20 protein-coding genes and 1 pseudogene are annotated in these 24,210 nt (G+C 45.0%); 10 read left to right on the top strand and 11 right to left on the bottom strand.

The features are described from left to right. Window positions 1–8: 8 nt before the first annotated feature. The 5 genes from AC1HDP_RS04625 to rmuC form a co-directional block, all read right to left on the bottom strand. Window positions 9–2,090 (bottom strand): transglutaminase TgpA family protein, encoded by a 2,082-nt coding sequence (locus AC1HDP_RS04625; protein ID WP_479637849.1) that lies wholly within the window; start codon window positions 2,088–2,090, stop codon window positions 9–11. Then, window positions 2,083–3,108, bottom strand: coding sequence for a DUF58 domain-containing protein (locus tag AC1HDP_RS04620; protein WP_479637848.1), 1,026 nt, complete (start codon window positions 3,106–3,108; stop codon window positions 2,083–2,085). Before AC1HDP_RS04620 ends, AC1HDP_RS04625 begins: the two co-directional genes overlap by 8 nt. 92 nt (window positions 3,109–3,200) lie before the next feature. After that, on the bottom strand, window positions 3,201–4,109 hold the full coding sequence (locus tag AC1HDP_RS04615) for an AAA family ATPase (RefSeq protein ID WP_479637847.1): 909 nt from the start codon (window positions 4,107–4,109) through the stop codon (window positions 3,201–3,203). A 53-nt stretch (window positions 4,110–4,162) separates the two neighbouring features. Then, window positions 4,163–6,067, bottom strand: a complete 1,905-nt coding sequence (locus AC1HDP_RS04610) for a transglycosylase SLT domain-containing protein (RefSeq protein WP_479637846.1) — start codon at window positions 6,065–6,067, stop codon at window positions 4,163–4,165. A gap of 24 nt (window positions 6,068–6,091) precedes the next feature. Beyond that, on the bottom strand, window positions 6,092–7,573 hold the full coding sequence (rmuC, locus tag AC1HDP_RS04605) for a DNA recombination protein RmuC (RefSeq protein WP_479637845.1): 1,482 nt from the start codon (window positions 7,571–7,573) through the stop codon (window positions 6,092–6,094). Window positions 7,574–7,759: 186 nt separating this feature from the next. Between rmuC and msrP the strand changes: the two genes are divergently transcribed. Continuing rightward, window positions 7,760–8,788, top strand: coding sequence for a protein-methionine-sulfoxide reductase catalytic subunit MsrP (gene msrP, locus AC1HDP_RS04600; RefSeq protein ID WP_479637844.1), 1,029 nt, complete (start codon window positions 7,760–7,762; stop codon window positions 8,786–8,788). Beyond that, window positions 8,788–9,396 (top strand): protein-methionine-sulfoxide reductase heme-binding subunit MsrQ, encoded by a 609-nt coding sequence (gene msrQ / locus AC1HDP_RS04595; RefSeq protein ID WP_479637843.1) that lies wholly within the window; start codon window positions 8,788–8,790, stop codon window positions 9,394–9,396. Before msrP ends, msrQ begins: the two co-directional genes overlap by 1 nt. Before the next feature lie 371 nt (window positions 9,397–9,767). On the opposite strand, the gene AC1HDP_RS04590 is transcribed toward msrQ, so the two are convergent. Beyond that, on the bottom strand, window positions 9,768–10,082 hold the full coding sequence (locus AC1HDP_RS04590; RefSeq protein WP_479637842.1) for a hypothetical protein: 315 nt from the start codon (window positions 10,080–10,082) through the stop codon (window positions 9,768–9,770). A 235-nt stretch (window positions 10,083–10,317) separates the two neighbouring features. Here AC1HDP_RS04590 and AC1HDP_RS04585 point away from each other — a divergent pair, with 235 nt between their 5' ends. The 3 genes from AC1HDP_RS04585 to AC1HDP_RS04575 are packed head-to-tail and all read left to right on the top strand — an operon-like array spanning window position 10,318 to window position 13,233. Then, on the top strand, window positions 10,318–10,803 hold the full coding sequence (locus AC1HDP_RS04585; protein WP_479637841.1) for a putative 4-hydroxy-4-methyl-2-oxoglutarate aldolase: 486 nt from the start codon (window positions 10,318–10,320) through the stop codon (window positions 10,801–10,803). A 46-nt stretch (window positions 10,804–10,849) separates the two neighbouring features. After that, on the top strand, window positions 10,850–12,727 hold the full coding sequence (locus AC1HDP_RS04580) for an AsmA family protein (protein WP_479637840.1): 1,878 nt from the start codon (window positions 10,850–10,852) through the stop codon (window positions 12,725–12,727). Beyond that, window positions 12,727–13,233: a BsuPI-related putative proteinase inhibitor gene (locus AC1HDP_RS04575; RefSeq protein ID WP_479637839.1), complete on the top strand. Its 507-nt coding sequence runs from the start codon at window positions 12,727–12,729 to the stop codon at window positions 13,231–13,233. The genes AC1HDP_RS04580 and AC1HDP_RS04575 overlap by 1 nt, the downstream gene beginning before the upstream one ends. 107 nt (window positions 13,234–13,340) lie before the next feature. Here AC1HDP_RS04575 and AC1HDP_RS04570 read toward each other — a convergent pair whose 3' ends face one another. Both AC1HDP_RS04570 and gloB read right to left on the bottom strand, forming a co-directional pair. Continuing rightward, window positions 13,341–14,897, bottom strand: coding sequence for a lytic transglycosylase (locus AC1HDP_RS04570; RefSeq protein ID WP_479637838.1), 1,557 nt, complete (start codon window positions 14,895–14,897; stop codon window positions 13,341–13,343). Between the two features lie 97 nt (window positions 14,898–14,994). Beyond that, the gene (gloB, locus tag AC1HDP_RS04565) at window positions 14,995–15,759 is read right to left on the bottom strand and encodes a hydroxyacylglutathione hydrolase (protein ID WP_479637837.1); all 765 of its coding nucleotides are present in this window, start codon (window positions 15,757–15,759) and stop codon (window positions 14,995–14,997) included. A gap of 150 nt (window positions 15,760–15,909) precedes the next feature. On the opposite strand from gloB, the gene AC1HDP_RS04560 reads away from it, so the two are divergent. From AC1HDP_RS04560 to AC1HDP_RS04545, 4 genes and pseudogenes are all read left to right on the top strand, one after another. Beyond that, on the top strand, window positions 15,910–16,629 hold the full coding sequence (locus AC1HDP_RS04560) for a methyltransferase domain-containing protein (RefSeq protein ID WP_479637836.1): 720 nt from the start codon (window positions 15,910–15,912) through the stop codon (window positions 16,627–16,629). A gap of 73 nt (window positions 16,630–16,702) precedes the next feature. Next, the gene (locus tag AC1HDP_RS04555) at window positions 16,703–17,596 is read left to right on the top strand and encodes a LysR substrate-binding domain-containing protein (RefSeq protein ID WP_479637835.1); all 894 of its coding nucleotides are present in this window, start codon (window positions 16,703–16,705) and stop codon (window positions 17,594–17,596) included. A gap of 132 nt (window positions 17,597–17,728) precedes the next feature. Then, on the top strand, window positions 17,729–18,235 hold the full coding sequence (locus AC1HDP_RS04550; protein WP_479637834.1) for a GNAT family N-acetyltransferase: 507 nt from the start codon (window positions 17,729–17,731) through the stop codon (window positions 18,233–18,235). Window positions 18,236–18,334: 99 nt separating this feature from the next. Then, window positions 18,335–18,511, top strand: a pseudogene (locus AC1HDP_RS04545) (S8 family serine peptidase); the annotation flags it as partial. Window positions 18,512–18,597: 86 nt separating this feature from the next. Here the strand turns inward: AC1HDP_RS04545 and asnS are convergent. The 3 genes from asnS to pabB all read right to left on the bottom strand — a co-directional run bounded on the left by asnS (window position 18,598) and on the right by pabB (window position 22,444). Beyond that, window positions 18,598–19,998, bottom strand: a complete 1,401-nt coding sequence (asnS, locus tag AC1HDP_RS04540; RefSeq protein ID WP_479637833.1) for an asparagine--tRNA ligase — start codon at window positions 19,996–19,998, stop codon at window positions 18,598–18,600. Between the two features lie 279 nt (window positions 19,999–20,277). After that, window positions 20,278–20,865, bottom strand: coding sequence for a CoA pyrophosphatase (locus AC1HDP_RS04535; protein WP_479637832.1), 588 nt, complete (start codon window positions 20,863–20,865; stop codon window positions 20,278–20,280). A gap of 109 nt (window positions 20,866–20,974) precedes the next feature. Beyond that, window positions 20,975–22,444 (bottom strand): aminodeoxychorismate synthase component I, encoded by a 1,470-nt coding sequence (gene pabB, locus AC1HDP_RS04530; RefSeq protein ID WP_479637831.1) that lies wholly within the window; start codon window positions 22,442–22,444, stop codon window positions 20,975–20,977. A 107-nt stretch (window positions 22,445–22,551) separates the two neighbouring features. Between pabB and AC1HDP_RS04525 the strand changes: the two genes are divergently transcribed. Next, the gene (locus AC1HDP_RS04525; RefSeq protein ID WP_140932697.1) at window positions 22,552–24,081 is read left to right on the top strand and encodes a fumarate hydratase; all 1,530 of its coding nucleotides are present in this window, start codon (window positions 22,552–22,554) and stop codon (window positions 24,079–24,081) included. The last annotated feature ends 129 nt before the right edge of the window (window positions 24,082–24,210 follow it).

Raw genomic sequence — 24,210 nt, 5'->3', positions numbered from 1 at the left:
CTTGATGGTTAACGGATGACGCTTAATAGATGCTGGCGTAAGCGATAAAAAACTAATCGCCAATAAAGCTTACGGATCAAGCGATGGCAATTGCGCTCTAGCGCTTTACGAGTGTTAGTTTCTGCCTTAGGCGCGGCCTCTTGATAACGCACATAAATAAAATCTTGGTAAAGACTGAGGCTTAAATCATTAAGATGGGGATGATGCGCGCTAATACTTTGATGAACTTCTCTGGGCGTGGCCACGGCCGATAAGCCGTAATGGCTATGTAGATAGGCACTTAAGCGGCGATAGTGACGCGCTAAGGCATCGTGGCGGCGGTTATTAACACTCAAACTTGGCACCAACAGCAATAAAGTTAAGCTTATAGCTAAACTTGCCAGCAGTAAGGCGCTAATTTTCAGCGCAGATACTGTGCCAAACAGTTGGTTTAGTATCTTTAGCTGCTTGTCATTGTCAAAGCCCAGCACCCATTGGCTCCAGTAATAATCGGCCATGTGAAATTGTGATTGCAGCGCGATAAACCATGGATGTAATTGCAGTTTTTGGCTAAATTGATGGCTTTGCGCTAAATAGGATTGCTGTGGAGTAAACAGTGCATCAAAACCATCAAGCACGCGCCCAGGCGCTATCATAGCCGTAGGGTCGGCGCGCACCCAACCTTGACCTTGAATCCACACTTCAACCCAGGCATGAGCCATGTATTGATAGACACTGACAAAGTCTTTATCAGGGCTCACTATCCCGCCTTGATAACCACTGACTACCCGAGCCGGCATGCCTGAGGCGCGGGCAAGATACACGAGCGCTGAGGCGTAATGGCCGCAAAATCCTTGTTTACTGGTAAACAAAAAGTCATCGATTTGTGCGGCGCCAAGGCGCGGAGGGGTTAAGGTATAAAAAAATGGCTGCTGCTGAAAGTATTGCAGCATGGCTTTAAGGCGTTGATTAGGATCGGGGAAACGTCGGCCAAACTCTTGCCCTAAGCTCACGGTTTGTGGATTTAGTATGTTTTGCTCTAATGCCTTGTGCTCAGTGGGGAGCAATAAGTTGGCTTGATAGTCAGAGGCTATGAATTCAAGCCCCATTGGGCTGTTACTCACGCTTGAGACTCGATAGCGCATGGTTTGATTCACGGCTTGTTTAGCCAAGAGGCGATATTGATAGGTATTAACCACATGGTCTGACTGACTAAAGGCGGTATCTAAACCCACTAACCAAGTTTGTTGGCTTGGCTCCATGATGATGTCATAGCTTATGATTTGGCGCTCTGGCAGAGTTAAATCAGGCCTTCTTGCGGGTAAGTCTGTCGCCACTTGCGCTTCGGCTTGTTGAATGTGCTCTTGTTGGCGCCAGCGCTCACCATCAAAATCTTCTAACACCAGCGCGCGCCAGTAAAGCGTTGCGACTGCTGGGATCTGTGCATCAAAACTCACCCTAAAAGCGAGCTCATTGGAGCGGGTGAGTTCAGTAATATCGCCAAGGGCCATTTCATTGGATAGACCCGTCACCGTCGTATTTAGCTGCGGACTTAACCATAACGGCGGTAAGCGCGGCAGTATTAAAAATAAACATAAGGCGAGCGGCGCACTTAGTAATAACCAGCGGCCGATAAAGCCAAAAGCATGGATAAAGCTAATGTGAGTGATATAGAGACTCATGAGCGCCGCTAAATTTAGCATCACAATAATCAGCATAATGAACGCTGCGCCCATGGACTGATTATCAATAAAACTTAAGGCCACTAAAAAGAAGCCTGCTAACACTATGGTGTGAATATCGCGCTGCTGGCGAATTTCAATGTATTTAAGGGCATAGCCCAAGATCAATAAGTTAATTAAGGCATTGAGCGCGCCAATATCTTTAGCAACTAAGGCTAAGGTTGCGGCGGCGCCAAGGGCTAGGCCTGACACTAAAATGCGCGGCGGTTTAGCCACCTTGCCAAAATAAATGCCAAGGCGCCACAACCAGCAAATGGCGCAAATCCCCAAACTCCAAGAAGTTGCATGAGGGCTTAAGGGCAATAACACGGCAATATTAACAATCAGCAGCCAAAGCTGACTGCGCCGCGGGATCAATTGCTCACTCATGGCGGCCATTGTCCTTCAGGCGAGTCGCTGCTCCTGCATTAGTCTCTGTTGGCAGCGGCAAAGCGGCAAGGGCTTGTAAGCAGCGGAGTCTATGAGCCTCACTATCATCGGGGGGAAAGCGTTGGCTTGGCAGTGCTAGACCAACGCTAATGCCTTGCGCTATGAGTTCATTGACTTTAAAGGTGAGCTGGGAAATGGCAAGTTCCCGCGCCGCGCCATAAACCTCAGGTAAGATTAACCATTGAGGCAAGCCTTGGGGCAGATGAAACTGCTTAACTTGCATGGTATTTTTTTGCGCCCATTGTTTCCATGCCACGCGGTTAAGTGCATCGCCCACCACATAGTTTTTAAGGCCAATAAATTCATCGGCACCAGTTTGCGGCGCCCCTTTGCCCGTTTGATTGTCCGGTGTGAATTGAGCCGATAACAGAGTGCTTGCAATAGGCGCAGCAAATACCCACAAGGGATTGGCTAAATTCACATAAGTCCAAGCGCGGCATAGGCCTAAGGGAAAGGCGCTTGCCAAGGTTAAATGCGGCGGCTCAATAAACCCGCGGCGCACAGCATTAAAGGGGACATACACATCTTGGCTATCTGTAGTTAACTGAGCTAAGGTAACTGATTGTTTATTATGGTAACTAAGCTGCAAATGGTAGGCGGTTTGGCGCGCGCTTAAGCCTATGGCAATACCTAAGGTATTGCCTTGATAAACTTCGCCTATGGGTCTGGCACTTAAATCTATTCCTGCCAGATTGCGATAACACAATAAAACGGAGGTGACAAATAGCCCGAGCATTAAAATACCAAGACCAATGATCAAATTATTCTGATAGTTAGTGCCAAACAAATACAGTAATAACACCATAATCACCCACAACAAGCCTTGAAACGTGGGCATAATAAAAATGCTGTGATGATTTAAGGTGATATGGTTTGCCACCGGCAAGCGCTTATTAAGCCAACGCTGGAGTAATTGCTGGCGCGCCTGTGTGCTGAAAAATCTACCACCGCTCATCATTTACCTATCCTTAAATGGCCAAAGACTATTGGCGACTATTCATAGCCCATCTATTCTGCACCACGGCTTGTATTGATTGTGTCAACAATCCATTAGCGGATGGGATTGACTTGATTAAGTATTTGCAGGCAGTGACTGTCGCCTTGTAAATCACTGCGGCTGCGCATTCTATGCTGGGCCACGGCCACAAACACGGCTTGCACATCATCTGGCAGCACATAATCGCGGTTCTCTAACATCGCCCAAGCTTTGGAGGCTTGTAATAACGCCTTAGTTGCGCGCGGCGATAATCCGGTTGCATCAGAACTGTGGCGACTGGCATGCACTAAGGCTAGTAAGTAGCGCAGCACAGCATCTGAGGCGGTAATATTATCAACCCGTTGCTGTAGTTCCACTAACTGGGTCGGGCTTAAGCATTGAGCAAGTTCGGTTTGATGGGCATTACTCGCCATGGCTTGCAGCATTTGCATTTCGGCGTGATTATCTGGATATCCTAAAGAAATGCGCATCATAAAACGGTCTAACTGGGATTCTGGCAACATAAAGGTGCCGGCTTGTTCACTGGGGTTTTGAGTGGCTATCACAAAAAAAGGCGAGGGCAGGCGGTGAGTTTTGCCATCTAAGGTCACTTGATGTTCAGCCATGGCCTCTAACAAGGCACTTTGGGTTTTAGGGCTGGCGCGGTTGATTTCATCGGCCAAGATCATTTGCTGGAAAATCGGGCCAGGATGGAAGATAAACTGACTATCTTGTCTATCAAAAATAGTCACACCTAAGATATCAGCAGGCAGCATGTCACTGGTAAATTGAATGCGTTGATAACTGAGTCCAAGGCTTAACGCAATCCCTTGCGCCAGACTCGTTTTTCCCATGCCGGGCAAGTCTTCGATTAATAAATGGCCTCGCGCTAAAATACACGCTAAGGCCAATTTTATCGGCTGCGGTTTCCCTAATAACACTTGCTGTAATTGGTTAATTAAGCCATTAAGCAAATTACTCACAGTGACTCCTTGTCTTAGTTGAGGTTATTAGTGAGCCTTTACGTTAGGTAAGATTAATAGGCAAATTGCATCTCACTGTCGCTAAATAATGGCGCCACCTTGCCATTAGAGTGTAACGCTTCATAAATAATTCGATAAGAAATCACGGCTTGCACGTATTCGCGGGTTTCTTTAAACGGAATACTTTCGATAAATGCCATGGTATCTAATTGACCGTCAGCGCGGGCTAACCAGCTAGCAATGCGACTAGGACCGGCGTTATAGGCACCAATGGCTAGAACGCGATTGCCATTATACTTCTCTAACAGATACTTATAATATCCAGCACCTATGTTAGCGTTGTACTTGGGCTCAAGTAACTGCACGTCTTTGCTGTAGGGTAAGCTATAGCGCTTAGCCGTTTGCTTGGCTGTTGCTGGCATGACTTGCATTAACCCCATGGCGCCGGCGCTACTGCGCGCTAATGGGAACATGGCACTTTCGCGCCGCGCAATGGCTAAAATCTCATACAAATTCACTTGATGACGGCGAGCGGCAGCTTGCATGCTGTCTTTAAAGGCGATGGGGAAACGCAGCGCCAGATGATCCCAATGCTTACCGGCAATGGTTGCTTGAATCGCAAGCTCTGGCCAACCTTTGATGATGGCCAATTGGCCAAAGGCTGGACCGTTATCAGAGTTTTGGATTAAATAGTCCCATTCGATGCGTGCCGACCCCTTTTTATCTAAGGCTTTAAACTCCAGCATTCTTAAAAAGCCTGGGGTTTGCTGCAGTTCTCTTTGCTGCTGCTGGCTAAGTGCTGGCAACTGGTTATGAGCCAATTGATAATCTTGCTGCAACTGCTCTGCGGCATGAAAACCGTAGAAATTACGCTGGGCGCTGAGTTTTTTTAATAGCTCAATATCGTTACGGCTGCGCGCCGTCCAATATTGCCAGCGGCTCTCTTGCAGCGCTTCTGGGCTCAGTAAGGGAAGAAATTGAGTCAGAGACTTAAGGTCGTTATTTCTAATGGCCCAGCGCAGGCGCATTTCAGTGACATCATCGCTGTTTATCATGGGCAGCAGTGAATCTATGCGGCTTAGGTATTCAATATCTTGATTAATGAGCGCGCGGCGCACTAATGCGTGAGCTGCCAGTTGTGATTGTTCTTTGGAAAATAGCCCCGTTTGTTGATAGCTCTGATATAAGCTAAAGGCTTTAGATAAATTAGTTTGCGCTAGTTTTCGTAAGCCAATAGTGACGACATCAGCCACTAAAGGGTCTGACTTTTTAAATTTTTGAGTATGACGGAGCTGCTTAGGGTCGCCATAGACATCAATGAGTAACTGCGCCTGCGCTTTATGGGACTTCATGGATTTAGCTAAGTGGCTCATTAAGCCTAATTGCTTGGCATCAAAGGCGAGCAGCATGCGTTGCCAGATTAACGCTTCGCTAAGCTCGCCAGCGTTACTCCATTTGCTAAATAATTCATCACAAGTTTTAGGCTGCGACGCACCATAAAGCCATAGAGTTTTGGCGCCGTCAAAGGCTGCTTGCTTATCGCCCTTAGCAAACTGAGCTTGATAGTAATAACATTGCAGTTCAATGCTATTGGGCGCACTTGGGCTAATGCTTAAAAAGTCTTGCCAGTGCTCTTGTTTTCCGGCGGACATTAAAAAACGATGCCTTGCCCCTTGATATAAGGGCGAATCCTTAAATTGAGCTGACCACTTCGCAAATTGTGACGCGCTTAGGCCATCTAAGTGATCAATTTTTTCATGATAATTAAGGTAAAGCACCAACGGGTAATCAGCTAAACGGCGTTTAAGCCGTTGATAGCTGTAGTCATCGCCACTTTTAAGGGCCGCTCTTGCGGCCACATAATTTTTTTGCGATTCAGTGAGGGCAGCACTTACTGGTTGCACGATACAGGCATATAAGCCTATCGAGACTAAATAAACTAAGGATTTTTTTATCATAGTGTCACCTCCCTGTGTGGCTGATTATGATTCATTGGCCTGTTGTAATGCTTTTTCAAGCAAGTGACGGTCGAGCTGTTTACTGGTATCTACCCCTAATTGCTGCATTTGGTGAGCTTGGCGAATTAAGTTGCCTTTACCTGTCGATAATTTGCTCATGGCATTTTGATAACTTTTTTGGGCCGTGTCTAAGGTACGCCCCAATTTATCCATTTCTTCTACATACCCACATAATTTATCGTGGATTCGCCCAGCTTGTTTGGCAATTTGCTGCGCATGTTGATTTTGGTATTCATAGCGCCAAATATTTTGAATCGTGCGCAGCGCCACTAATAAGTTGGTGGGACTGACTAACATAATATTATGATCTAATGCGAAATTGATAATACTCGGATCTTTATCCAGTGCTAATAAAAACGCAGGTTCCACCGGAATAAACATCAACACATAATCTAAGGTTTTGATGCCATGCAGCAACTGATAGTCTTTTTGACTTAAGCCGCGAATATGTTGGCGCATTGACAATAAATGCTCTTTTAGCGCCTGTTGCTGCACTAACTCATCATCACTATTAAAGTAACGCTCATAGGCCACCAGTGACATTTTTGCGTCAATAACAATATCTTTTTGCTGGGGCAAATGCACTATCACGTCAGGCTTGAATCTTTGGCCTTGATCGTTTTTTAAATCGGTTTGGGTGTCGTATTCATGGCCTTCACGCAAACCGCTTTCAGACAAGACCCGCTCTAAAATCACTTCGCCCCAATTGCCTTGCTGCTTATTATCGCCTTTAAGCGCGCGGGTTAAGTTAATCGCATCTTGGCTCATCTTAAGATTCAGCTGCGCCAATTGGTTAAGCTCATGTTTTAGGGCTGAGCGCTCACTTTGTTCATGCTGGTAGGATTCATTAATTTGTTGCCTAAAGCCTTCTAACTGTTGCTTTAATGGCGCCAATATATGCCCCATATGACTGGCATTTTGTTCGGTTAATTTATCACTGCGTTCTTCAAAGATGCGATGAGCGAGTTGCTCAAATTGCTCTTTTAATCGCAGTTCGGCGCTTTCAAGTAAGGCGATTTTGTCATTAAGCGCTTGTTTTTCGGCAGTAGACTGCGCCATTAAACGCTGATTTTCAGCGTATTGCTTAGATAAGGCTAAGCGAATCTCATCGAGCTTATAATCTTTGTCACTCAAGCTTTGTTGTAATTGCGGCACTTGGTCGGCTTTGGCACGCTGATTGCCCAATTCCCCCAATAATTGATCTAATTGCAGCCTTTGTTGCATTGCTTGCTGCTGCAGTGAATCAACTTGAATATCTGCTTGATCTAATTCTTGTTGTAGCTGCTGATTGGCCTGTTGTTGCTCAAGGGTTAATTGATCTGTCATGGCTTGCCAATGGCTGCGAGTTTTCTTTTGATTAAACAAAGCGCCTAACATCAGGCTGAGCAAGCTTAAGGCGCAGATAACAATCCATTGCGGTAAGCTAAAAAAAGACAAAAAATCCATGAAAAAGACCAAAGAGGTTAAAAATGTGTCTAGAGTGTCATTTCATGAGCTTAGCGGCAAGTAGCGCAGGTGTGGTTGCCATTTATTTAAGCAGGAAATTTTGTCATGCGTTTGCCTGTCTACTCGCTAGGTGCAGTTAATCGTGATAACTGTGGTTGCTAATGGCGCCACTAAACAGGATGTTTTATGACAACAACTCGATTTATACCGGGCATAGTTAAACGCAATAGTTGGCAAATATCAGAAAATGAAGTGACACCCGAAGCTGTATTTAATCAAAGACGTAGCATAATTAAAGCCTTAGGCTTTGGCGCGCTTGCCAGCAGCGTTTCTCCCTCTGTGCATGCTGGACTATTTGATGCGTTTACAGATAAAGACATAATGCCGCCTGCGAAACTTATGCCGCTGCAATACGTCAAAAGTGCTGAGTCCAATGAAATTCTGACGCCCTTTGATAAAGTGATTTCCCACAATAACTTTTATGAATTTGGCACCAATAAAACTGACCCGCAGCAAAATAGCCAAGGGCTTATTACTACCCCTTGGCAAATAGTGATTGAAGGGGAGGTGGATAAGCCCCTGACATTTGATATTGATGAGCTCATTAAACGTTTTGGTCTAGAAGAGCGAATTTATCGATTGCGCTGCGTAGAAGCTTGGTCCATGGTCATTCCTTGGATTGGTGTTCCACTTGCGGATGTGCTTGCCGCGGCTGCGCCAAATGCCAAGGCCAAATATGTGGCGTTTGAAACCTTGTATGATCCCAAGCAAATGCCGGGTCAACAAGATAGGGCTCTGGGCGGCGGCATAGATTATCCCTATGTTGAAGGGCTAACCCTCGCTGAAGCCATGAATCCATTAACCTTATTATCGTTAGGCTTATATGGTAATACTTTAGCTCCACAAAATGGCGCGCCTATTCGCTTAATCGTGCCGTGGAAGTATGGCTTTAAGAGTATTAAATCTATTGTGAAAATTCGGGTGGCTTCAAGTCAACCACCAACCACGTGGAGCCAGTTAGCACCTGATGAATATGGTTTTTATGCTAATGTGAATCCTAATGTCGATCATCCGCGCTGGTCTCAAGGCAGTGAAAGACGTATTACTGAAGGTGGAATATTTGGTGCTAAGCGCATTACGACCCAGATGTTTAATGGCTATCAAGAACAAGTGGCTGATATTTATGCCAACATGGATTTAACGAGGTTTTATTGATGGCGGTGAGATTGTCTTATCAGCAGTTGCTCTGCTTAAAAATTACATTGCACCTTATTGCTATTATTCCTATCGCGTTATTAATGCTGCAAGTCGCGACTAATAATGCCGGCGGCGATCCAGTGGAATATATTATCCACTTTACTGGTATTGGCGCGCTTAACTGTTTAATTGTTACCTTATTGATTAGTCCGTTGGCGAAGCGATTAAAGTTTGCGGCATTAATGAATGTTAGGCGTTTGCTTGGTTTATATGTGTTTTTTTATGCGAGTTTGCATGTATTAGCCTTCATTAGTCTTGATTTATTATTTGATTGGCGCCTATTTTTTGATGAAGTACTTTCAAGACCTTACATCTTATTAGGTATGGTTAACTGGTTATTGTTATTGGCATTAGCCATAACTTCAGTGAGCGCTCTTAAGACAAAAATGGGGCGGCGTTGGCAGTCGTTACATAACAGTATTTATTTAGTGGCCTTACTGGCTGTGTGGCATTTCTATTGGTCGCTTAAATCGGGCTGGCAAGAGCCCTTGTGGTACTTACTTGCCATACTCTTGCTGCTCGCCATTAGAACCAAACTTAGGATTGCGATATTCAGCAAGGTTTAAGCAAAGTCTACTCAAGTAATAAGTTACGCAAGGCGAATGATAAGGCACTAACAATCAGGGCAACCGCATGAGTAGATTATTTGTAAACTGAAACCACTACCTTTGTTAACCCACTAAGAATTAAGCTGCTTAAGTCCAGATTTATGCGGTCAAGAAACAAACAGGGATAAAAGAAAAGCACCTTAAAACAACTATCTCACGGTTAACGGCTTGTGAAAGTTAACATTAATTCAACTCATGCGTTCGCCCTGCACTAACAATAGCCTTAAAATAGAGATAAAAAATCACGCAGATATTAGCTGCGTGATTTTTTTTGTTACACTTGAATGATTGCGGATTAATTTATTACCGTTAAATCATTGACGCTATAATTACTTACTGCGGGTCGCTAAGAGTGCAAGCACATCTTGATATGACATATTCCATTCACGCGATAGATTAATTATTTTAGTTTTAAAGGTTTGTACTTGCTCGATTTGCTTCTGGGCATTAATTTTATTGTCGACGGCTTCATTAACGACTTGCTGGAGTAACTGCAGGCGTTTAAGACTGTAGTCTAGATTGTTAATGTATTTTTCCATTTGAGGCTTAGTGCGCGCTTGCTCAAGATCCGTTGAGTGTTTTTTTTCATAGCCATATTCATCAAGTGCATCTAAGGCACGCTGTAAATCAAATTCGTTAGACATACAATTCCAATAATGCGGGTACTGTTGAACAGAGTATCTAGTTACCTATTTATTAGAAGTAAGAATATTAACTTAGGCAAAAAATAGGTATTAAGAGCTTATTTCAATTTCATTATAAACGTAATTCTTCGATGCTCAAGAATTTTATTGGTATTAACGACTTATTCCTTGCCCCTCATGTTTTGCTTTTGTTACATTGGTTGCATCTTGTTTGTTAATTTGTGTGAGGGCGACCATGTACGATCTTCTGCCAGATCTTTGCGATAAGTATCCAAATTCAGTGACTGTTTTGCCGCCTATATTTCAGCATTTCGGTGGTAGCAAAAATTTCAGCGGTGAAATAGTCACAGTGAAATGCTTTGAAGATAATTCTATGGTTAAACAATTATTGGCAACCCCAGGTCTTGGCCGCGTATTAGTGGTTGATGGTCAAGGTTCGCTGCGTCGAGCGTTATTGGGTGACATGATAGCGGCTAATGCGACGGAGCAAGGCTGGGCCGGGATTGTGATTTATGGTGCTGTGCGTGATGTGGTGGCGATTTCAGGGTTAACCTTAGGGGTGTGCGCGCTAGCAGTATGCCCTATAAAAACCGAGAAATTAGGCAAGGGTGAAATCAATGTTGATGTCACGATTGAGAATATTCTTATTCGCCCAGGTATGTATTTATACGCAGATCCTAATGGAATATTAATCTGCAACCAACCGCTTAGCTTGAGTTAATTCAGCTAAACTCAAGCGTTATTCTTTTTTTGTCATGGAGTGAGTTATGAAACTGCTTAAATGGTTGTTGGTCATAGTCGCCATCATCATATTGGTGCCTGTGATTTATCTGAGTGTTTTCTTCAATATTAATGATTACAAGGGGCAGTTAACCGCCGAAGTTGAAAAGGCTACCGGTCGACAATTAACAATTGCGGATGATTTACGTTGGAGTTTTTATCCTGATGTCGGCATTCGCTTAGGTGGGGTAAGTTTTGCTAACCCTAAAGGTTTATCCAGTGAGCCTATGGTGCAAATTCAGGAAGCAACCGTTGCAGTAGCGCTTATGCCGCTATTTAGTAAAAGTATTCAAATTGCTGAAATTCGTGTTGATGGTTTAACCGCTAACCTAGTGACGGCTAAAAATGGCCAAACTAGTTTTAGTGGTTTAGGCGATGGCGCGACTGACACCAGCACTGTCAACACTGCTACCGAAAAAGCAGCCACCGAAAAAGCCGATGTAGAAAATGCTGGACCAACATCGGGTATTTCCATGGCGAGTCTTGAAATTGGTGGCATTAGTATCGCCAATACCAAGATTAATATGATTAATCAAAAAGATAATAGCCAGCAAGTGTTTGGCTTAGATAACTTTACCTTGGGGCATTTTATTCCTGAAGTAGCTACGCCTATCAGCTTAGCCTTTAGTGCTGATATGCCAGACATGAAAGTCACCTCAAACGCTAATGGTAAAGTGTGGGTCAACAAAGATTACAGCCTAGCGCGAATTAGTGAGCTTGATATTCAAACTGTGCTGGTGGGCGCAGGCATACCTAATGGCGAAATTAAGACTAATTTAGTAACAGATATAGCAGTCGATTTAAACGCTAAGCAGTTAGATATGGTGTTAACCAAGCTGGTGGCCAACAATATTAATGGTCAGGGTAAAGTCGCCGTTAACTTCGCCAAGGCCGTGCCTAAAATTGTATCTAGTTTCAAGTTTGATGCGATTAATCTCACCCCTTGGGTACCTGTAACCGACGGCGCGACTAATGACGCAACGGGTGCTGCGAATAGTGACAATGCTAGCGCTAGGTCTAAGGTTGTGACCGAGCCAGATTTAAGTGGTCTTAACAATATCGATGTTAAAACCAGTGTCAGTATCGCGGGCTTAACCTTAGATAAGTTCACGACTGGTGCATGGCAGTTAGAGGCACATATTAATAAGGGCGTGGCGGATTTAACGTCGCTTACCGCGCAATTATATCAAGGTCAATTTAGTATGAATGCTAGTATTGATGGCCGAGAGTCTGTGCCAAGTTATCGCTTTTCTCAGCAATTAACTGGCGTACAAATTCGGCCGTTATTAACCGAGTTGGCTGATATTGATTTATTAGCGGGCGCGACAGCCTTTGAAGTATCTGGCCATGGCCGCAGTTTAATTCCAGATAATTTAAAGAAAAATCTGCAAGCTAAAGGTAAGTTTGAATTTACTGATGGCTCACTTTATGGCGTTAACATTCCGCACATGATCCGTGAAGCGCAGGCGGCACTTAAAGGCGATTTGCAAACCCAAGAGGCTGAAAAGAAAACCGACTTTTCGAGCTTAGCGGGCAGCTTTACCTTAGCTAATGGCATAGCCAATAATCCAGATTTACTGTTGCAGTCGCCACTTATTCGCGTAAGCGGCCAAGGCGATGCCAATATCATTAATGAAAGTTTGCATTATCAGTTAACCACTAAAGTGGTTAGCAGCCTCAAAGGACAGGGCAGCAATGATGAGCTCTCGGGTATCAGTATTCCATTACTTATTACCGGCACCTTTACTGAGCCTAAATTTGCTTTAGATACTAAGGCGTTATTAAACAATAAAGTGAAAGATGAAGTAAAAAAGGTTGAAGATAAGCTTAAAAATAAGTTACTCGATAAACTTGGAGTCTTTTAATGAAAACTGGGTTAGCGGTAATGATTAACGTAGCTGGAGTCGCCGCGATAGCTATGAGCATCAATGCGTGTGCTGGCATCCATCCTGCCTCTTCTGAGCATCACTTGGGGGGGCATCAAGGCAGTCGCTTACAAGATGAGGCAAGTATGAACTTAGGTGTTTTGCAGGGGGCGTTAACTCAAGAGGCAGATACTTGGGTGCTGACAGTCACGAATCCTACCGCAAGCCCAGTGTATTTGAGTTTTAATTCGGGGCAAAATGGTGATTTGGCCTTAGTGGCGGCCAATAGCCAAGTGCTGTGGCGCTGGTCAGAAAGCTATATGTTTACCCAAGCGATGCGTGAATCAACGGTTGCCGCAGGTGGTGTGCGCGAAGTTAAGTTTACTGTGCCCGCTGAGGTGTTAGCTAAGGCAAAACCTGGAATGCAGTGGCAAGCAAGTTTTAATGGCCGCTTAGTCACGACAGGTGATGCTGCTATGACGGTGACTCGGGTAAAGATTGAATAGTTGCAGTCAGTAATCAATTACACGGTTTAAAAAGATTAACAACACCAACAAAAACGGGGCCAGAGGCCCCGTTTTTTTAGTACTGTATCTGTGACATCCCAATAGGATTAGACACTCATCTTAGTCACATCAACATGTAGCTTTAGCATTTGACCAGGTTGCAGATACTTCTTATTCTGCAAATTATTCCAACGAGTCAGCTCGCTCACAGTAACGTTGAATTTACTGGCAATTTTAGCCAGTGAATCACCGCTTTTTACTTTGTAATTTACTGTGCGCATCACAGCGCTATCGCTTTGCTGCTGGCTTACCTTGTTGGTCCAAATCACTAACTTTTTACCTGGACGTAAGGCATCTTTCGGTGCCATGCCATTCCAACTTGCCAGTTTAGCGACGCTAGTGTTGTGCTTGTTGGCGATTTTCCAAAAAGAATCACCGGCTTTGACTGTATATTCTTGCTTATAGTTCGCGCGTTTTGTCGATTGCTTCGACTTTAACCGCTGATCGGCTGAGAATGAATACAGTTCAGGCGATTTAGCCGCCACAGGTAACAACAAATGGCGACCATCGACTATGCTGTTGCCTTTGATATTGTTTACTGAGCGAATAACATCAACGCTAGTGTGATACTTTTTGGCAATCATGCCTAAACTATCACCGGCCTTAATTTTATAACGTAACCAATTTAGGCGTTCAGTCGACTCAGTGTCATTTAATGCCAGTTTAAAGGCATCAGACTTTTCCACTGGGATCACTAAAGTATGTGGACCATCGGGCGCCGTTGCCCAGCGGTTATAGCCAGGGTTTAACTTGTGCAGCTCGCTAATTGACATATCGGCCAAGTCGGCGGCAAACGCTAAATCAATTTGACTACCTACATCAATCACTTCAAGCACAGGTTCATTAGCAATCGGTGTTAATTTAATGCCATATTTGTCAGCATTTTTAATCACATCGGCTAATGCGAGTAACTGCGGCACATAACGCTCAGTTTCTCGCGGTAAACTCAGCGAGAAAAAGTCAGTCGATTGGCCTTTAGCGCGATTACGCTTAACGGCATTGAGTACGCGACCTTCACCTGTGTTGTATGCAGCAATGGCATATAACCAGTTGTTATGAGTCTTACCATGAAGATACTCAAGCATATCTAAGGCTGCGGTAGTGGCCGCTGGCACGTCACGACGACCGTCATACCACCAATTCATTGACAAGCCAAAATGCTTAGCCATAGGTGAGGTAAACTGCCACAAACCTGAGGCTGCGCCATGGGAGTAGGCGAAAGGATCAAATGCACTTTCGACAATTGGCAGTAACGCCAATTCCATGGGTAAATTTCTTTGTTCTAATTGTTCAACAATCATGAACATAAATGGACTGGCACGCTCTGAGATTGTAGCTAAATGCTCAGGATGTTTGATATACCAATCGCGATATTGATTCACCAGTTTTTCATCTGGGATCGGAAAGTCAAGTTGCTCACGCACTCGTTGCCATACATCCGTTATAACAACCGGTTCTGGCGTGGTTTCTTCGATAATTTCTTCTGGCGTAACTGGTGCTCTAGTGACTTTCGCCTGTGGCAGCTCAGCTTCTGTGTTGTCGAATGATTGACAGCCAGTGAGCAGGGCAATTCCCACTACTAACATAATTTTTGATAGGCGCATGTACAGGAGCTTTCCTCTAATCTACTACTTTTCAATAAGTTAAGTGTTTCTTCTGTGTTTCCTTGTTACTGAAGAGGGGGGCATAGTATAGTAATTTTTAGAACTTGTCTTTCCATTGGCGTAAAAGGGCAAAGTAGCTCACATTTTCACCAGATACTTGTGTTTGGTATGTGAGAATTGTTTGTTGAATGTTGGTTTTGTGACAGCGCAAAAATGGATTGATAGCCTTCTCTCTGGCTATCGTGCTGGGTAAAGTAATGCGTCCTGCGTCTCTTTGAGCAATAACCCATTGCTGATAATCAATTAATTCTTGGTTATCAGGCTCAACCGCCATAGCAAATTTAAGATTAGCTAAGGTATATTCATGGGCGCAGCACACTAAGGTATCATCAGGTAAGGCCTGAAGTTGGCTAAGAGATTGCACCATTTGCTCGGCGGTGCCTTCAAATAAACGTCCACAGCCACCGCTAAAAAGTGTGTCACCACAAAATAGAAATGGCGCAAAATAGTAGGCTAGGTGGTCTAAGGTGTGACCCGGAATGGCAAAAACTGTCACATCACCAAGCCCAGCTAATGCATAAATACCTGCTGTGATGGGATGCGTCACACTGGCAACACTAGGGCTTGGGCCATAAACAGGAATATCGCCATAATATTCCAGTAAGGCGTCAATACCGCCGGTATGATCCCAATGATGATGAGTGATTAAAATGCCGTGCAGCACTTGGCCAGCTTGTGAGAGTTGCTCAATGACTTCAGTGGCTGTGCTTGGGTCAACCACATAATTGAGTTGTTCACTTGAGTTATGTAGCCACCAAATGTAATTATCTGAGAGTGCAGCAATGGGGGTAAGCGTTAGCATAATGGGTATTCCTCAAAAAAGGTGTCGCCAATATGCCACAACTAACGGCTTAACAGCAAAGTACAGCAACCACGGCAAGCACGGATTAAGGTACTTACCAATAAGACAACAAGGATAAGGTTAGTATTATGATTTTTAAGAGGTCTACCTGTGACAGCTGATAATCATCATCCCTTTAGTTGGCGCGATTTCAGCCATGGTGACGTGTTGGCGCAGCACATTAATAGTGCGCTTAGCCCTTGGTGGCCAAAAGTATTTGGTTATCACTTGCTCAAACTTGGTCATTTAGCGCGAGACTTAGATAGCTCAAGCTGTCGCATCAATCATCAAATTACCTTAGCTGGCGAACCTGGTTGCGGCGTGATTGCCAGTTGCAGTGACTTACCCTTTAAAGCTGCTACTATTGATGCTGCAATTTTGCCGTGTTTACTTGAGTTTGAAACTAATCCATACCGCATTTTGCGTGAAGTCGATAGGGTACTCATCAGTGGCGGCTATTTATTCATCATAGGGTTTAACCCTTTAAGCCCCTTGTTTTTAGGTAAAATGCTGCCTAAATATCAAAGAGATTTCCCTTGGTGCGGCCATTTTTATTTACCGTCGCGGGTAAAAGACTGGCTGCATTTATTAGGCTATCAATTAGTCGCCGATGAAAGGCGTTTATATCACCCATTAATCGGTCCACTAAAAGAGTATTCCTTCTGGCAAGACTCTCTTAAATCATGGTTACCTGGCGCTGGCAGTATTTATGTATTAGTGGCGCGTAAAATCGACTCACCGTTAACGCCCATTCGTAACAAACAAAAAGTAAAACGCCGCCAATGGAGCGCCGCGACCACAGCTAGCCGTTTGCCGCGGCAAAAAGAATAAAAAAGTAATAACAACATAGCCAAAACTGCGCGATATCAATGAGGATATAAAGCAGTAATCCCAAGGAGCTTGAGTGAAAATTAGTTTGAAACAGTTGGCCGTTTTTGTGGCTGTCGCGCGCAGTGGTCAAGTGGCTCGCGCCGCGCAGCAACTATGCTTATCGGCGCCTGCGACGTCTATGTCATTGGCCGAGCTTGAACGTCAATTAACTTGCCAACTGTTTATCCGTAAAGGCAACCGTTTACAGCTCAATGCCAGAGGCGAGCAATTATTACCCCAAGCCATAGATATTTTAGATAGAGTTGATGAAATCGAGCAAAGCTTTGATCCTGATGCAAATTTGCTCTCGGGTAACCTTAGACTGAGTGCCAGTTCCACCTTAGGTAATTACTTATTGGCGGGAGCCAGCGTAAAGTTTCAATTGCAGCATCCGCAAGTGCATTGCCAATTACACATAGGTAACACCCAACAAGTGATCGATGCCGTTTTGGAAGGTCACAGCGAAATGGGGTTTATCGAAGGGCATTGCCCAGATAGACGCTTACATGTGAGTCAATGGCAGCAAGATGAGTTAGTGGTATTTTGCGCGCCTAATCATCCTTTTGCTAATACTGACGTCAGCGCTGCGTCATTAGCCGCAGAAGTGTGGGTGCTGCGCGAATCAGGCTCAGGTACGCGCGAAGTGTTTGTCAATAACATGCTGGAAAAGGGCGTGCAGCCGCAATTATCATTTAGCTTTAATACCGCAGATGCCATTAAACAAGCCGTAAAACAAGGCGGTGGCCTTGGGGTGTTATCAGGCTTAATCGTTAATGATGATATTAATGCTGGTCTATTAGCGCGGGTGCGTATTAGCGATATGAACCTTAAACGCTCTTTTTATCGGATTCATCATAAAAGCCGTAAAATGACCGGCCTTGCCAGCCAATTCGACGCTTTTTGCCAGCAGCAGTGGCAAATACACTAAATAGTCATTATTCACGCTGACGGCGCCGCGGGTTTTAGCGGGTTGTATTAGTTCAGCTCTGAGCGCTGCAAATAATCATCAAGGTTTTTGGGTTGACTAAGCGTCAGTATTTTTAAGATAGGAAATATTCATATGAAAGTGGTATGTGAAACCGAGCGGTTGATTATTAGACAGTTTGAATTGAGTGATACAGAGTTTATTATTCAATTACTCAATGAAGAGTCCTTTATTCGTTTTATTGCGGACAAAAAAGTACGTACTGCGGATGATGCCATTAACTATCTAAAACATGGCCCGATGGCGAGTTATGATAAACATGGGTTTGGGCTTAATTTAGTTACTCTAAGCAGTGATAACACTCCCATAGGTATGTGCGGGGTATTAAAAAGAGACGAACTAGCATATCCAGATTTAGGTTATGCGTTTTTGACACAATTTTGTGGTAACGGTTATGCGAGTGAAGCTGCTGAAAAAACCTTAACCGTCACTATGAAAACTTGCGCATTAGCGACAGTTTTAGCTGTCACCCTTCCAGATAATATCCGCTCTAACCATCTGCTCAAAAAAATAGGTTTCGGTTTTAAACACACAATGGAACTCTATGGGGCGCAAAACAACCTTTACCAATATCTCGCTTGATTAGCCAAAGGTTCGAAAGGGCTTAACTCGTGATTTTTCAGTTTCATTGAGCCTTACTTCTTACGCTTTGTACTGGTCAATTAAAACTGACCAGTACATGCCGCACTGGTATGGTCTAACCATTCAGAATGTACAGGTACACAAATACGAAACGCGTTAAAAGCAACGGCAATGGATGCCGGAGCCATCGGCAAAGATAACTATTTTGGATACGGTATTGTCAACGCGCAGCTAGCAGATGTTTACCTCACCACTAATGGGTGCTCAGGTAAATAATCATTTAAAGACTCAAACGTTAGATAACAAAAAAGGAGCCTTAGGGCTCCTTTTTATTGTACTTTCTTAATGGCTAGTAATAGCGCTTAGAAAGTGGCGCTGCGCGGCGCACGTGGGAATGGGATAACATCACGGATGTTAGATACGCCAGTCACGTAAGACACTAAACGCTCAAAGCCTAAACCGAAACCTGCGTGTGGCACTGTGCCATAACGACGCAGGTCACGATACCACCAGTAATCTTCTTGTGATAAATCCATTTCGGCTAAACGCATGTCCAGCACGTCAAGACGCTCTTCACGCTGTGAACCACCGATGATTTCACCGATACCAGGGGCTAATACGTCCATAGCGGCAACGGTTTTACCGTCATCGTTTAAGCGCATGTAGAAGGCTTTAATGTCTTTTGGATAGTTTTTCACTACCACAGGGGCTTTAAAGTGTTCTTCAGCTAAGTAACGCTCATGCTCAGACTGTAAATCGATACCCCAAGTCACTGGATAATCGAACTTCTTACCACAGTTCTCAAGAATGGTTACCGCATCGGTATAGTCAACTTGTGCAAAGTCGCTGCTCACGAAAGACTCTAAACGCTCAATCACTGTCTTGTCGACACGTTGGGCGAAGAACTCTAAATCGTCACGTCGCTCAGCTAATACGGCATTGAATGCGTACTTAAGCATAGCTTCAGCAAGACCGGCAACATCATCTAAGGTCGCGAAAGCAACTTCAGGTTCAACCATCCAGAACTCAGCCAAGTGACGGCTAGTGTTAGAGTTTTCTGCGCGGAAAGTCGGGCCAAAGGTGTAAACCTTAGATAAGGCACACGCATAAGTTTCAGCGTTCAACTGGCCAGAAACAGTTAAGAAAGCTTCTTTACCGAAGAAATCTTGGTCATAATCTACTTTACCCGCATCAGTGCGAGGTAAGTTTTCCATATCTAAGGTCGATACGCGGAACATCTCACCAGCACCTTCACAATCAGAGGCAGTAATCAGCGGGGTAGATACCCAAATGAAGCCTTGCTCGTGATAGAAACGGTGAATGGCTTGAGATAAGCAGTTACGAACGCGCGCAACAGCACCAATTAAGTTAGTGCGTGGGCGTAAATGGGCTAATTCACGTAAGTACTCGATTGAGTGACGCTTTGCTGCCATTGGGTAAGTATCTGGATCATCTACCCAACCAGTGACATTAACGTCAGTCACTTGCAATTCATAAGCTTGGCCAGCGCCTGGAGATTCAACCACTTCGCCTGTCATTACTACAGAACAACCTGCAGTCAATTTCAGCACTTGGTCTTGATAATTCTCTAAGCTATTTGGCACTACACCTTGAATGGCATCAAAACAGGAACCGTCATAGACGGCCAGAAAAGAAATTCCGGCTTTGGAATCACGGCGAGTACGCACCCAGCCACGAACTGTGACTTGCGAACCGACAGCAAATTCCCCTTTAAATACAGAAGCGACAGATGCAATGCTCATTGTTGCTTAGTTCTCCAACGAAAAGACGTTATTAACAATTTTGGACGCTTATATTACCTTGATACAGGGTTTTCTCAAGGGTAAAAAGCCCTGCAGCCGACAAATAGCGTGATATTGGTAGAAATTTAGACGCTTAGTCACTGCGCTGGCAAATTTTAGGGATGGCTTAACGTAACGTATACTGACGACCCCTAATTTTGACTCGCGGTAACGACGCCTTGATAAGGCACTTTTAGCTAATCAAGGTTACTTAACCAATAGAGCTAGTTAGAAATAGAGTTACTGCGCCGCATCAGCTAACTGTAGGGCCAATTGATCTATCATGGCGGCGGTCGCGCCCCAAATAAATTTATCTTGATAGGGGATAAACCCCACAGTCATGTCTTGGCCTTGGCGGCGAAACTTGGCAGTATGCCTGTGCTGGGCTTGCATTAAATGCTGCCATGGCACAGAGAAGCATTCAGCCACTTCATTGTTATCAAGTGTTGGCGTAAAAGCGCCATGAATAATGGCAACCACAGGGGTGATACTAAAACCACTTAAGGTATGGTTGCTGTGCAAGCAGCCTAATACTTCAATTTGCTCGGTGTGGATGCCAATTTCTTCTTGGGTTTCGCGCAGCGCCGTCGTAATTAAATCGGCGTCGCGCCCTTCATGTTTGCCCCCTGGAAAGCTAATTTGGCCTGGGTGAGCATTAAGATGGGCTGCGCGGCGGGTTAACAGTAACTGCGTGCCGGATCTCGTTTGAAAAAAGGGCATTAATACCGCCGCTTGCACTAATTTTTTGGGCGGGGCAAGCATAGGCAACACGCGTGCAGCAGTCACTGATTGCAGTAAAAAGCGCATTTTTAGTTCAGCTAGCTGCATGTATCATCCTTTATTGTCAGTTACTTCAATGCCATAGATTGAGGCCATAATTCAGAGCCATTGCTTGCTGTAAGCGCTTGGCCGCGTGAGTCCGTTGCCTTTCACGAGCTCAGCAAGGCCAGGCCTTAGGCATATCGCCAAGTAATGGCAATATTTTACTTACCTTATCAAAGCTTTCTTGATACTCGTTAGCCGCTTTTGAGTCTGCCACTATGCCGCCGCCCGCCCAGCAATATAACTGACTATTTTCGGCGAGCAAGGTGCGAATACAAATGCTGCTATCCATCTTGTTATCTTGGCTGATATAGACAATCGATCCGCAATAAATGCTGCGCCGCGAAGGCTCGAGTTGCTCAATAATGGCCATAGCGCGAATTTTGGGGGCGCCAGTAATCGAGCCACCAGGAAAACATGCTTTTAATAAATCTGCGGCCAGATAATTAGGGGCTAATTCACCGGTCACTGTGCTCACTAAATGATGCACGGCTGGAAAGCTTTCAATATCAAACAGTTTTGGCACTCGCACGCTACCTGCGCTGGCAACTTTTCCTATGTCATTACGCAGTAAGTCGACAATCATTAAGTTTTCAGCGCGATCTTTTTCTGAATTGGCTAAACGGGTAGCGTTGGCGCTATCTTGCTGCGGGTCGCTATGGCGCGGCAAGGTGCCTTTAATCGGCTTAGTTTCCACTAATCCGTGTTGCAAACGAATAAAACGCTCAGGGGATATGGATAAAATGGCTTGCTCAGGTAAGCGGATAAAGGCCGAAAACGGCGCTTGGTTAGCAGCGCGCAGGCGTAAATAAGCACTCCACTCATCGCCTTGATACGGGGCACTAAAGCGCTGAGTTAAGTTAATCTGATAACAATCGCCGCTATGTAAATAGGCTTGAATTTGCTCGAATTTAGCCGTGTATTCGCTTAGTGTCATTTGCGCTGCCCAAGGCGCCGTGAGCTTGAAAGGCGCTGCGAGCGCATCAGTCGAACAATCGCTTGTTAAACGCGCTTGCAGCCAAGTCAGTGTGGCTTGTAAGGCATCATGACCAAAGGCATGCACTAAGCTCCAGCGTGAATTTTGATTATCAAAAACAAGTGCCGCGGGATACACGCCTATGGCCATAGTCGGTAAGTGAATATCAGCAGCAGCAATGCAAGGGATAGTCTCAACTTCGCGGCCTAAATCATAACTTAAGGTGCCCATTAAGCCGCCACTAAAAGGTAAGTGCGATGGCTGCGCTTCTTGGAAAAAGCGCGCTTGCACGATCTTTAACGCTGCAAACGGATCTTGGCTAATAAACTCAGGCTCGCTAATGGGAGTATTACACTTGGAATTTGGTTGCGAACTATTAACTGCCAGCGGTGAATTATGTTCACGTAAATAACAGCCATCCGCTTGCTGCTGCAAAGTGGCAATAGGCTCGAAGCAGATAATGTCGAAGCGTGCATCTATGTGTTTGGCGTTAGCGCTATCAAGCAATATGGCCCAAGGTAAGTGCTGCAACTGTGAAAATATTTCAGCACTGGTCAATTGCCAGTCTAATGCGAGTGTTGCTGGCGATACTTGACGGTTAGCAAACATGTAAACACCTTATGTATATTGTGATCTAGTCGTGAAACCTAACTGCGGGTATTATAAGCCGAGGAATAATTATAATGACATAGTTAACCTGTGACGGGTTAACCTAGATGGAGCGCGAGATGACCCTAATAAAGCAAGCAGACTTTATCGATAGCATTGCTGATGCCCTGCAATACATTTCTTATTACCATCCGAAAGATTTTATCGATGCTATGAACTTGGCTTATGAGCGCGAGCAAAGCGCTGCCGCTAAGGATGCCATGGCGCAAATTCTCATTAACTCCCGCATGTCTGCCGAAGGTAAACGCCCCTTATGCCAAGACACTGGCATAGTCACGACTTTTGTTAAAATCGGTATGGACGTCAAATGGGACAAGACGGATATGACGGTGCAGCAAATGGTCGACGAAGGCGTGCGCCGCGCTTATAACAATCTTGATAATCCACTGCGGGCATCGATAGTGTCAGATCCTGCCGGCGCGCGGGTCAATACCAAAGACAATACCCCATCAGTGGTGCATCTTGAATCTGTCCTTGGTCATCATATTGAAGTCATGATTGCTGCTAAAGGCGGCGGCAGTGAAAACAAAGCTAAGATGGCCATGCTTAATCCCTCCGATGATATCGCTGCTTGGGTTGAAAAAACGCTGCCAACTATGGGCGCTGGTTGGTGTCCGCCAGGTATGCTTGGCATAGGTATAGGTGGCACGGCAGAGAAAGCTGCGGTACTAGCCAAAGAAGCATTAATGGAAAGCGTGGATATTCATGAGTTACAAGCGCGCGGCGCCGTGACGACCGAAGAAAAACTGCGCCTAGATATTTTTACCCGTGCCAATAACTTAGGCATAGGCGCGCAGGGCCTTGGCGGCTTAACTACTGTGCTTGATGTCAAAATTAAATCGGCGCCAACCCATGCCGCATCAAAACCTGTGGTAATGATCCCCAATTGCGCCGCCACAAGGCATGTGCATTTTCATCTTGATGGCTCAGGACCTGCCACGCTAACGCCGCCATCATTAGCTGATTGGCCGCAAATTACTTGGGAAGTCGGGGAAAATGTTCGCCGCGTCAATCTTAATAGTTTGACTCAAGCCGAGATGGAGCAGTGGCGCAGCGGCGATACCTTATTGCTAAGCGGTAAAATGCTAACCGGACGAGACGCTGCCCATAAACGTATTCAAGGGTTAATTGAATCTGGCCAAGCTTTGCCTGATGGCGTTGATTTTCATGGTAAGTTTATTTATTACGTTGGCCCAGTTGATCCTGTGCGTGATGAGGTGGTGGGACCTGCTGGCCCAACAACTGCGACGCGCATGGATAAATTTACCGACATGATGTTAGATAAAACCGGTTTGATGGGCATGATAGGTAAGGCTGAGCGCGGACCTGCGACTGTGGCTTCCATTAAAGCTCATAAAGCCGTGTATTTAATGGCTGTGGGAGGCGCCGCATATTTAGTTTCTAAAGCGATTAAACATGCGCGCGTGGTGGCCTTTGCCGATCTCGGCATGGAAGCTATCTATGAGTTTGATGTCACCGATATGCCAGTCACAGTCGCTGTAGATTCGTTAGGGGTGAATGTTCATGACACAGGGCCTGCCCAGTGGAAAGTGAACCTTGGCGCTAATAAGTCTTAATGCCAATTAATTTATTCAATTGGTTAGCTATTTGAACTTGAGCAATCTTAGTCACGCGCTTAGCTAACTTTGCGACGTACAAGCAAGTAACAACTGTGCTTGCTTGTACGCAGTAAAGCTTAAGCGCGG

The organism is Shewanella sp. ISS20, from assembly GCF_056522965.1.
The sequence above is the reverse complement of the archived record's forward strand: the minus strand, read 5'-3'. Positions and strand labels throughout refer to the sequence as shown.